Origin of the sequence: Micromonospora reichwaldensis (assembly GCF_031845925.1) — a bacterium.
GTDB lineage: Bacteria > Actinomycetota > Actinomycetes > Mycobacteriales > Micromonosporaceae > Micromonospora > Micromonospora reichwaldensis.
The window spans coordinates 1-11,162 of record NZ_JAVRFL010000065.1 but is presented as its reverse complement, the minus strand read 5'-3'; the positions used below and the strand labels follow the sequence as shown (position 1 = coordinate 11,162).

Annotated in this window: 9 protein-coding genes; 3 read left to right on the top strand and 6 right to left on the bottom strand. The window is 73.2% G+C overall.

Annotated elements, in window-relative coordinates:
• Positions 1-876: Vgb family protein (locus RM555_RS30605; protein WP_311414966.1), on the bottom strand; the 876-nt coding region annotated here is incomplete at its 3' end.
• Between the two features lie 214 nt (positions 877-1,090).
• Between RM555_RS30605 and RM555_RS30600 the strand changes: the two genes are divergently transcribed.
• The gene (locus tag RM555_RS30600; RefSeq protein WP_311414965.1) at positions 1,091-1,576 is read left to right on the top strand and encodes a hypothetical protein; all 486 of its coding nucleotides are present in this window, start codon (positions 1,091-1,093) and stop codon (positions 1,574-1,576) included.
• Between the two features lie 57 nt (positions 1,577-1,633).
• Here the strand turns inward: RM555_RS30600 and RM555_RS30595 are convergent, their stop codons facing one another.
• From RM555_RS30595 to glnA, 5 genes are all read right to left on the bottom strand, one after another.
• Complete coding sequence (locus RM555_RS30595; RefSeq protein ID WP_311414964.1) at positions 1,634-2,011, bottom strand: VOC family protein; 378 nt, start codon at positions 2,009-2,011, stop codon at positions 1,634-1,636.
• A 102-nt stretch (positions 2,012-2,113) separates the two neighbouring features.
• Positions 2,114-5,440 (bottom strand): NACHT domain-containing protein, encoded by a 3,327-nt coding sequence (locus RM555_RS30590; protein ID WP_311414963.1) that lies wholly within the window; start codon positions 5,438-5,440, stop codon positions 2,114-2,116.
• A gap of 71 nt (positions 5,441-5,511) precedes the next feature.
• Complete coding sequence (locus tag RM555_RS30585; protein WP_311414962.1) at positions 5,512-6,207, bottom strand: helix-turn-helix transcriptional regulator; 696 nt, start codon at positions 6,205-6,207, stop codon at positions 5,512-5,514.
• 35 nt (positions 6,208-6,242) lie between these two features.
• Complete coding sequence (locus RM555_RS30580; protein WP_311414961.1) at positions 6,243-6,668, bottom strand: DUF350 domain-containing protein; 426 nt, start codon at positions 6,666-6,668, stop codon at positions 6,243-6,245.
• 108 nt (positions 6,669-6,776) lie between these two features.
• Positions 6,777-8,126, bottom strand: a complete 1,350-nt coding sequence (gene glnA, locus RM555_RS30575; protein ID WP_311414960.1) for a type I glutamate--ammonia ligase — start codon at positions 8,124-8,126, stop codon at positions 6,777-6,779.
• Between the two features lie 186 nt (positions 8,127-8,312).
• On the opposite strand from glnA, the gene RM555_RS30570 reads away from it, so the two are divergent.
• On the top strand, positions 8,313-10,073 hold the full coding sequence (locus tag RM555_RS30570; protein ID WP_311414959.1) for an NAD+ synthase: 1,761 nt from the start codon (positions 8,313-8,315) through the stop codon (positions 10,071-10,073).
• A gap of 135 nt (positions 10,074-10,208) precedes the next feature.
• Positions 10,209-11,054, top strand: a complete 846-nt coding sequence (gene panB, locus RM555_RS30565; RefSeq protein ID WP_311414958.1) for a 3-methyl-2-oxobutanoate hydroxymethyltransferase — start codon at positions 10,209-10,211, stop codon at positions 11,052-11,054.
• Positions 11,055-11,162 lie beyond the last annotated feature (108 nt).

The window sequence follows — 11,162 nt, the reverse complement described above, 5'->3', positions numbered from 1 at the left end:
GGGGGTCAGGTGGGCCAGGGCGCCCGTTTCCAGGGCGGCCCAGACCGTGGCGTCCGGGGCGACCGTGAGGCCGTGGGGTTCGGAGGCCGGGGTGGGAAGGTCGTAGGTGTCGATCGCGCCGCCCGGGGTGACGTGGCCGATGCGGTTGCCGCCCCACTCGGTGTACCAGCAGCCGCCCGCCGGGTCGGCGACGATCGCGTGCGGCCGGGCGGACCGGTCCGGCAGCGGGTACTCGGTGATCCGCCCGTCCGGGGTGATCCGACCGAGCTGACCGGCGCCGATCTCGACGAACCAGAGCGCCCCGTCGACGCCGGCGGTGATGCCGACCGGCGCGGCCCCCTCGGTCGGCAACGCGTGCAGGGTCACGTCGCCGTCCATGCCGATCCGGCCCACCGCGTTCGCCTGGTTGAGCGTGAACCAGACGGCCTCGTCCGGCCCGGCGGCGACCATCGAGGCGAAGCCGCCGCTCACCGGCAGCGGGAACCGCGTCTGCTCCCCGTCGACGGTGACCCGGCCGATCGCGTCGGCGCTCATGGCCGCGTACCAGAGGGCGCCGTCGGGACCGGCGGCGATGCCGCAGGGGCCGGTCCCGGCCGGAAGCGCGACGGCGCTCAGCTCGCCGTCGGTGGTGATCCGGCCGATCCGGTCGTCGCCGGAGCGGGTGAACCAGAGGGCGCCGTCGGGGCCCGGCGTGATGATCAAGGGTCGGCTGTCGGGCGACACCGGCCAGGTGCGCAGCTCACCGCCCGCACCCATCCGGGCGATGCCGCCGGCATGGGCCAGCGTCAGCCAGAGCGCGCCGTCGGGGCCGACCGTGATGCCGTACGGGCCGCCGCCCGCCCCGCCCAGCGGGACTTCCCTGATCTTCGCGGACATCGTCACGAGGGTCACCTTCCGTCACCTGCTCCGCCCCGGCGGGGCCCTGCCGACCGCACACCCTCGCCGCCCCCGCGCGCCGATGCAACCCGTTTGTCCGGTCGACCGGCCCGGATTGCCAGCTCGCTGACAGGGTCGCCACGGCATCCCCTCAGCCCTGCCGGTCACTGTCGGTGCGGTCATCGCACCACCCATCGACGAGCTGGAGGACGACATGTCCCGCACCACGAGGAAGAAGCACCTGCTGGCCGGGCTGGCCGCGGCCGGCGTACTCGGCGTGGGCCTCGCCGCCCCGACGGTCGCGTTCGCCGCGGACGGCGACACCCCGGCGCCGGGCGCCAGCACCAGTGCCGCCGAGGACGGCGACCGCCAGCAGCAGCGGGCCGACCGGCAGGCGGAGTTCGCCGAGAAGCTGGCCGTTGAGCTGGGCGTCGACGCCGACAAGGTGACGGTCGCGCTGGAGAAGCTGCGCGAGGAGCACAAGCCCGCCGACCGGCCCGAGAAGGGCGACCGACCCGAGAAGGGCGGCAAGGGCGACCCCGCCGGCCGGCAGGCCGCGTTGAAGGAGCGCCTGGCGCAGGCCGTCGAGGACGGCAAGCTCACCCAGGAACAGGCTGACGCCGTCACCGCCGCCGCCGAGGCCGGCGTCCTGCCCGGCCCGGGCGGTCGGGGCGGCCACGGCGGTCCGGCCGGCAAGTGACGTACGCCGTCCGCCCCGGCGACCCGGCCGGGGCGGGCGGCGACCGGCCGGTCTTGCTCAGGCCCCCGGTGGCGGGGCGTAGACGCCGAAGTGGTTGCCGACCGGGTCGGCCAGGTGGGCGAAGGTGAGCCCGTTGTCGTTGGACCTCGGCGGCACCAGCACCTTGCCGCCCGCCGCCTCCGCCCGCCGGGCGGCGTCGGTCACGTCGGCCACCTGGACGTAGAAGATGGCGTAGTTCGGGCTCGCCCCGCCGGTGTCCCGGATCGCGCCCTGGATGGAACCCGCTGGCCCCGCCTCCGTCACCCGGTACGACGCCTCCGGCGTCCCCTGCTCGCCGAACGCCCAGCCGAACAGGTCGGTGTAGAAGCGCCCGGTCTCCTCCGGCCGGTCCGTGCCGACCTCGAACCAGTTGACCCCGCTGGTGATCGTGGACATGTGTCGCCTCCCGTTCGCGCGCCGGCCGTTCGGCCGGCGCCGTCAGGAGTCAGCCTCCGCCCCGTCCGCGACACCGTCCTGTCGGTGTTTGCGACCAGACCACTACTCGGACGGGTCGGTGAGCGGAATCAACCGGTCGACCAGGTCGGGGCGGCGCGATCCGTGGCGGGCGCGGAAACTCGCCGCTTCGGCCACCGATACCGGGTACCGCCGCACGCCCGCCTCGTACGTGCGGACGACCAACTCCGCGGTGTCGGTGTCGAGCCAGTCGAGCGGACTGCCGCCAGCGGCGGCGTACCACTGTGCGCCGGCGATCAGGCGGTCGGCCTGCTCAGCCAGCCTGACGTCGGTCTCCCGGTCGCGGCCGAGGAAGGCAAGAACGCAGCGGGCGGCCGACGCCAGCAGGGAGCCGACGAGCGTCACGTCCTGTTGGAGAAGACACAGCACATCGGCGACGAACGCGGCGGACAACCCGTGATCGGTCGAGATCCGATCCAGCACGAACTCCGCCACCGGCAGTTGCGGTGTCTCGTCCGGCTCCTCCACGATGGCCAGCAGGCGTTGGTAGGCCCGCTCCCGCTCCCGAGCCCCCGCGCCGAGGATCGGGAGAAGCGACACGTCGAGCAGGAGCCGGGCTTCCGACCGGTCGCCGTCCCTGAAGGTCCAGAAGCCGTCGAGCGCGTCGAGCGGATGCCCCAGCGGTCCCAGCGCGTGCAGCGCCGTGTCGAGATTCGGATCGCACTCGAAGTGCGCGGTCCGAGCGAACAGGGCGAAGTCTGTCCCGGTCGTCAGGTAGTAACTCGCCGCGTCCTCCACGGGGCTGTCGTCCCTGGAGCCGCTGATGAACCACCTGGGGTCGCCCGCCGGCGGCGGCGACTTGTCCTGACCTTCCTCGATGGAGAGGAGCAGATCCCGTCGCGTTCCCGACCACGCCCGCTCGACCCGCACCGCGCCCAACAGGCCGGCGTACTCGCTGTCGCTGAGCCGGGAACGCCAGAAGAGAGCCAGTCGGTTCCACCCGGACACGACGTCGCCGCTGTCCAAGGGGAGTTCACTTCCCCGCAGTTGCCCGCTCGCGGCGAGCAGCAGCACGAGCAGGTTCACGCCGTACACGGCGTGGCGCTTCGGAACCGACAACTGCCGAGGCTCATACGACTCGAAGTGGCGCGCCGGTCGCCGGCCGGTCGCCGCCCGGAACAGGCGCAGCAGCATGTCGACCACGGCGTCCCGCCGGCTTCCGCCCCACGACGTCAGGATCTCGGTGAGGAAGGTGACGATCGGGGTGCGTCCGGTCAGTGTCGCGAAGGACAGCAGGGCGTGGAGCGGATCGTCGTCCGTCGGCGTGGCCCCCAGCAGGGCGCTCGCCTCCCGGGCCGCCAGGTCGTCCAGCACCAGCGCGGTCGTCCGGGCGATCAGGAACTCACCGAAGGTGGCGTGCAGGAACTCGTAGGTGCTGGCCCGGGTCTGGTCCCGCATCGCCTGTGAGCGGTGCACGAAGAAGAAGCGGCCCAGGACGATCTCGGCAGGTCGCAGCGGGGTACGCAGGTGTCCGTCGGTCGTGACAGCCGCCGGACGGCTGCCCAGGAACGGCAGCGCGGCGAGATCCGACTCGAAGTCGTTCTCGGTGACCCACTGGACGCCCCGGTTGAACATGCCGAACGCCACGATCGACAACCTGCGCAGCTCATCCTCCGTCGCCCGGTCCAGGTCCCGCTCGGACAGGCCCGGCCGGTGCTTCATGACCTCGCGGCGGGCGAAGCTGCGCAACAGGCGTTCGTAGAGCTCGCCCCGGCGCAGCTCGCCGGCCGATCGCAGGTCGTTGCCCTCGGCGTCGTAGAGCGCCAGCATCAGCAGCAACAGCGGCTGTTCGGCCAGCTCACGGTGGGCCAGCACCGTCGCCGGCTCCAGCGGCTGCACGCCGAGCGCGCGGAACGCCCCGTCGTTGACGCGGTTCCAGGTGGCAGTCCAGGCTCGTACCCGCTCGCCGTCGAACGGTTCCAGCCGTACCGCCACCGTGCCGGGCGGCGGCTGCGCCCGGTCGGCGACGCTGGTACGGCTGGTCACCAGCACCGCCACCGGACGCCCCTGGTCGGCCTCGCGCCGTTGGAAGGCCGCCACCCGGCGCAGGTAGTCGGTCTGGCTGACTCCGGTGGCCTGGAGCAGCTCGTCGAAGCCGTCGAGCAGCACGACCGGCAGGGCGTCGCCGGCCGACCTGGACAGGCCGGGCCAGTCCACCCTCTCTCCGGTGTCGTTACGGACCGCCTGCTCGATCTGGTCCTGGAGCTCCCCGGCGGCGTGGACGTCGCGCAGCACCACCCGCACCACCATGAAGTCGGCAGGCGGCAGCTGCGCGGCGAGGACCCGGGTCAGCACGGACTTGCCGGAGCCCGGCTGGCCGAGCACCAGCAGCGGGGCCCGGGTGGCGTTCGGCGAGGTGAGGTGCACGACCAGGGACTGCCACAGGTCGTCACGCAACGGCCGCCCGTCCCACCACGCCTCGTCGCTCGGTCGCGCGTGGGCGGGCAACTCCTCGATCCGGCACAGCGGCGGCACGTACGCCTCGCCGAGCGTCGGCACCGTCAGCCCGGTCGGCACCTCCCCGGACGAGATGATCGGCCGTCCCAACTCCGCGGTGTACGCCACGGCGAGCGCCGCCCGACGGCCGTCGGGTGGGCCTCCCGCGGAGAGGGCGACCAGGGCCTGCCGCATCTCGTCCAGCCCCACCGAGAGGGCACGCACCTGCGTCCGGGTCGCCTCGTGCTCGTGCAGGCCGATCCAGAACGACACCTCGACGTAGTCCACCGCGAGCTGGGTCAGCAGGTCGCGGTGCCGGTCGGCGGCGGTCATGGGCAGCCGGAGCAGCACCTTCTCCGTCGCCTGTCGCCGCCATTCGTCGACGGCCTCCCACACGGCCAGGCCGCGTAGGAGGTGTTGCAGCCGGCCGACGAGCCCGCCGTAGTAGGCGACCAGGGCATGGCGGAACGCGGGGTAGGGCAGTTGCGGACCAGGCAGCGGCGCCGCGGTGGCGAAGAACGCGTCGGTGAGGGCCGCCTCGTGCACCGCTCCTGAGCCGGCCAACGACAACTGCTCGGCCTTGCTGATCCGGGCGCTCGCCACGTCGAAGGGCAGGTCGATCTCGCTCAGCACCTCGAAGAAGGCGGTCACCGCGATGACGGCGTGCGCCGCCTCCAGGCGCTGCGTGCGGTCGTACCGGGACAGCCCGGAGCGCTTCTCGGACATGCCGCGTACCAGCTCGTGGCCGAGCCGGACGAACTCCGCCTTCGCGTCGAAGATCCCCAGCAGCGCCGGCACCGGCACCGAGGCGGCCAGCAGGGCTCCTCCGGTCAGCTTGTCGAACCAGTCGACGACCCTGCTCTTCTCCCCGCCGAGCAGGCGAACGGCGTCGGCGTAGCTGAGCGCGTCGGGCACGTGGTGACCTCCTGCGGGGAACATGCGGAAGAGACAGCATGCCGTGCTCGGGAGAGCCGCGCTGTCCCGGCTCAGACCAGGCTGAGCCGGCGGATCCGCTCCTGGGGGATGTCGATGTCGTCGGCGGAGAGCTCGCGCTCCGGCACCCGCTCGGCGAGGGTCGTGACCGAGGTGATCCGGTCGACGCGGAAGGCGCGGATGCCGGCCCGCAGCCGGCACCAGCCCAGCAGGTACCAGTGTCGGGGATTGCCGAGGTAGCCCAGCGGCTCCACGTCGCGCAGCGAGCCGGCACCCGAGCGGTCGGCGTAGCGCAGGCGCAGCACGCGTCGCGCGCGCACCGCGTCGGCGACGGCGGCCGGGACGGGCGCCACCGGGCCGTCGCCGATCAGGTGCACCCGGGCGGCGAGCCGGTGCGCCTCGGCGGCGTCGGCGGCCGGCATCACGGAGATCAGCTTGCGCAGGGCGGTGCCGGCCGCGGCGGCGAACGGCGTGCCGCGCATCCGGTGCAACGCCACCGCCATGGCGACCGCCTCGACGGGGGTGAGGTTGACCGGCGGCAGGGTGCGGGCCCGGTCGAGCGCGTAGCCGCCGGTGCGGCCCGGCTCGGCCCAGATCGGCACGCCCGACTCCTGGAGGGCGCCGATGTCGCGCTCGATGGTGCGGGTGCTCACCTCGAAGCGGGCGGCGAGCCAGCGGGCGCTGCGCGGCCGTGGCGACACGGCGCGCAGCTCCTCGACCAGGGCGTAGAGGCGGTCCGTCCGGTTCACCCCCGCAACCTACGACGGGGGTGTGACGGGACAGCTCAGGCGATGCAGGCGCAGACGATCAGCGCGGCGCCGAAGTGCGTGGCGGCGCTGACCCGCGCCGCCGGGTGCGGCTCGTCCGAGCAGATGATCTCGCCGAGCTTGCCGGGGGTGAGCAGGTCCAGCACGAAGAACGCCAGCGCCATGATGACCAGCCCGACCAGGCCGAAGACGAGAGTCGAGGCGAGCCCCCTGGCGAAGTCGCTGTAGCTGGTCAGGATCGCGGTGAACACGATCCCGGCGATGCCGAGCTGGTTGGCGGCGAGCAGCAGCGCGGCGTTGCCGTTGCGCCGTACCCAGATCAGCTCCCGCAGCCTGCCCGGGGTGAGCATGTCGACCAACCCGAACCCGGCCACCATCAGGGCCACCCCGACGACCCCGAACACGACGCTCTGCCAGGCTCCGCTGAGCAGGTCTTCCAGCACCGACTGCCTCCCGAACTCTGCGCCCGGCGGGAATGCCGGCGCGGTGACCGAGACGATAGCGGCACCGCGCCAGCAGCGGGAGCCCCGCTCCGGCCCCCGGAGGCGGGCCTACAGCGACAGGTATCGCTGCCGCTCGTAGGGGGTGACCTCGCGGCGGTACTGCTCCCACTCGGCCCGCTTGTTGCGCAGGAAGAAGTCGAAGACGTGCTCGCCGAGCACCTCGGCGACCAGTTCGGAGCCGGCCATCACGTCGATCGCCTCGGACAGGTTCTCCGGCAGCGGCTCGTAGCCCATCGCCCGCCGCTCGGCGCTGGTCAACGACCACACGTCGTCCTCGGCGCCCGGCGGCAGCTCGTAGCCCTCCTCGATGCCCTTCATCCCGGCGCCGAGCAGCACCGCGAAGGCCAGGTAGGGGTTGGCCGCCGAGTCCGGCGAGCGGACCTCCACCCGGGCGGAGTTCGGCTTGCCGTAGGCGGGGACCCGGACCAGCGCGGACCGGTTCAGGTGACCCCAGCAGACGTACGCGGGGCTCTCGGTCACCCGGTCGGGCAACGCCTGCGGGAACAACCGCTTGTAGGAGTTGACCCACTGGTTGGTGACGGCCGTGTACTCCCGGGCGTGCACCAGCAGCCCGGCGATGAACGCCCGGGCCACCTTGGACAGCTTCATCGGGTCGCTGGCGTCGTGGAACGCGTTGCGCTCCCCCTCGAACAGCGACAGGTGGGTGTGCATGCCGCTGCCCGGCTGGTCGGTGAACGGCTTCGGCATGAAGGTGGCCTGCACGCCGGTGGAGAGCGCCACCTCCTTGACCACGTGCCGGAAGGTCATGATGTTGTCGGCCGTGGTGAGCGCGTCGGCGTAGCGCAGGTCGATCTCCTGCTGACCGGGGGCCACCTCGTGGTGGCTGAACTCCACGGAGATGCCGATCCGCTCCAGCGCCAGCACGCCCTGCCGGCGGAAGTCGCGGGCCACCGCGTGGGTGGTGTGCTCGAAGTAGCCGCCGGTGTCGACCGGGATCGGCACCGAGCCGTCCAGCGGGCCGTTCTCCAGCAGGAAGAACTCGATCTCGGGGTGGGTGTAGAAGGTGAACCCCTTCTCGGCGGCCTTGGACAGCGCCCGGCGCAGCACGTGCCGCGGGTCGGCCCAGGACGGGCCGCCGTCGGGCAGCAGGATGTCGCAGAACATCCGGGCGCTCTCGCCGCTGGCCCCACCCTCGAACGGGAAGACCTGGAAGGTCGTCGGGTCGGGCATGGCCACCATGTCGGACTCGAAGACCCGGGCGAAGCCCTCGATCGCCGAGCCGTCGAACCCGATGCCCTCCTCGAAGGCCGCCTCCAGCTCGGCGGGGGCCACCGACACGCTCTTGAGCGTGCCCAGCACGTCGGTGAACCACAGCCGGACGAACCGGATGTCCCGCTCTTCCAGCGTACGGAGGACGAACTCCTGCTGACGGTCCACTTCCACCCCTCGCGACACCGTTGCGCACCTGCGACCGGGGTCGACCCGGCCTGACCGACCAGTCTCCACCCGCCTCGTTACGCCGACGTTACGCGACCGGCCGGCGGGCGTCCCGCCGTGTCCCGCGGCTGTCGTCGTCGCCCCGCCCCGCGTGTCGGGCCCGAACGGCTGGGGCAAGATGAGGACATGCCCACCCTGCGTCTCGCCCTGTGCCAGGTCAACCCGACCGTCGGCGACCTCGCCGGCAACTCCGGCCTGGTCCGTGACTGGACCCGCCGGGCCGCCGACGCCGGCGCCCAGGTCGTCGCGTTCCCGGAGATGATGCTGACCGGCTATCCGGTCGAGGACCTGGTCTTCCGCCGGTCCTTCGTCGCCGCGTCGAAGGCCGCGCTGGAACGCCTCGCCGCCGATCTCGACGCCGACGGGTCGGGCGACCTGCCGGTGCTGGTCGGCTACCTGGACGCCGACGGCCCCCCGCAGGTCAGCGGCGACGCCGAGCCCGGCCGCGGCGCCCGCAACGCGGCGGCCCTGCTGCACCACGGTCGGATCGTCGCCACCTACTTCAAGCACCACCTGCCCAACTACGGGGTCTTCGACGAGGACCGCTACTTCGTCTCCGGCGACGCGCTGAGCGTCGTCCGCGTCGGCGGGGTGGACGTGGCGCTGACCATCTGCGAGGACCTGTGGCAGGCCGGCGGTCCGTTCGCCGCCGCCCGCCAGGCCGGGGTGGGCCTGGTCCTCTGCGTCAACGGCTCGCCGTACGAGCTGAACAAGGACGACGTCCGGCTGCCGCTGGTCCGCCGCCGGGCCGCCGAGGCCGGGGCGACGATCGCGTACGTCAACATGGTCGGCGGGCAGGACGAGCTGGTCTTCGAGGGCGACTCGATGATCGTGGCCGCCGACGGCACGCTGCTCGCCCGGGCCCCGCAGTTCGTCGAGCACCTGCTGGTGCACGACGTGGAGCTGCCCGCCGCCGGCGAGCCGGCCGCCCCGGAGCAGGAGCTGGCGGACGGGATGCGCGTGGTGCGGACGGAGGCCGGGGACGTCCCGCAGGCGCCCGCCGGGCCCGCCGCCACGGGCGGGATCATCGCCCCGGTGGCCGACGAGGCCGAGGTGTGGCAGGCGCTCGTGCTGGGCCTGCGCGACTACGTCAACAAGAACCGGTTCCCCTCGGTGGTGCTGGGCCTCTCCGGCGGCATCGACTCGGCGGTGGTGGCCGCGCTGGCCGTCGACGCGCTCGGGCCCGACCGGGTGGTCGGCGTCTCGCTGCCCAGCCAGCACTCCTCCGAGCACAGCCGGGAGGACGCGGCCGAGCTGGCGAAGCGCACCGGGCTGGAGTACCGGGTCGAGCCGATCCAGCCGATGGTGGACACCTTCCTGGCGAACATGTCGCTCTCCGGGGTCTCCGTGGAGAACCTCCAGGCGCGGGTACGCGGGGTGATCCTGATGGCGCTGTCGAACCAGGAGGGGCACCTGGTGCTGACCACCGGCAACAAGAGCGAGCTGGCGGTCGGCTACTCCACCCTCTACGGCGACTCGGTCGGCGGCTTCAACCCGGTCAAGGACGTCTGGAAGACGCTGGTCTGGCGGCTGGCGAAGTGGCGCAACGCCGACGCCGCCCGCCGGGGCGAGACCCCGCCCATCCCGGAGAACTCCATCGGCAAGCCGCCGAGCGCCGAGCTGAGCCCGGGCCAGCTCGACAGCGACACGCTGCCCGACTACGACGTGCTGGACCCGATCCTGATCGGCTACGTCGACGGCGACCTGGGCCGCGACGGGCTGGTCGCGTCCGGCCACGACCCGGCCGTCGTCGACCGGGTGCTGCGGATGGTGGATACCGCCGAGTACAAGCGCCGCCAGTCCGCGCCGGGCGCGAAGATCTCGATGAAGGCCTTCGGGCGGGACCGGCGGCTGCCGATCACGAACCGGTGGCGCGAGGACGGCTGAGCCGGGTCGCTCCCGGGCCGGCGGCGGCCCGGGAGTGACATCCTCCACTGCGCTCTGCCGCCGGCCGGTCGTCGGGTGCGACGATCGCGGCGGAACCCGGGGACCGCGCACGCGGCCTCGAGGAAGGAGACAGTCATGGTGGAGTCCACCCCGTCCGAGGTGACCGCCCTCTACGGCGGCCCGGCCACCCGGCGGGTACGCACCCGCGACCTGATCGCCGCCAAGGAGCGCGGCGAGCGGTGGCCGATGCTCACCTCGTACGACCAGTACACCGCCTCGATCTTCGACCAGGCCGGCATCCCGGTGCTGCTGGTCGGCGACTCGGCGGCCAACAACGTCTTCGGCTACGAGACGACGGTGCCGGTGACCGCCGAGGAACTGCTCCCGCTGGTCCGCGCGGTGGTCCGGGCGACCCGGCACGCGCTGGTCGTCGGCGACCTGCCGTTCGGCTCCTACGAGGAGGGGCCCACGCAGGCGCTGCGCACCGCCGTCCGGTTCATGAAGGAGGGCGGCTGCCACGCGGTGAAGCTGGAGGGCGGCCGGCGCTGCGCGGCGCAGATCGCCGCCATCACCGGCGCCGGCATCCCCGTGATGGCGCACATCGGCTTCACCCCGCAGAGCGAGCACGCCATCGGCGGCTACCGGGTGCAGGGGCGCGGCGACACGGCCGACGACGTGATCGCCGACGCCCGGGCGGTGGCCGAGGCGGGCGCCTTCGCCGTGGTGCTGGAGATGGTGCCGGGGCAGGTGGCCAAGCGGATCACGGCGGAGCTGCCGATCCCGACCGTGGGCATCGGCGCCGGCGCGGACACCGACGCCCAGGTGCTGGTCTGGCAGGACATGGCCGGCCTGCGTACCGGCAGGGCACCGCGCTTCGTGAAGCGCTACGCCGACCTGGCGGGCGCCCTGACCGACGCGACCCGGCGCTTCGCCGACGAGGTCCGCGGCGGCGACTTCCCCGCCGAGGAACACACCTTCTGAGCCGTCCGGGGGGGGGTGTCGCCCGCGGGGGCGCCCCCCCCCCAGCTCCCGGGCACCCCCCCCCCCCCGACCATCCCCGCCCCGCCGCCCCCCGCGGGGGGGGGGCCC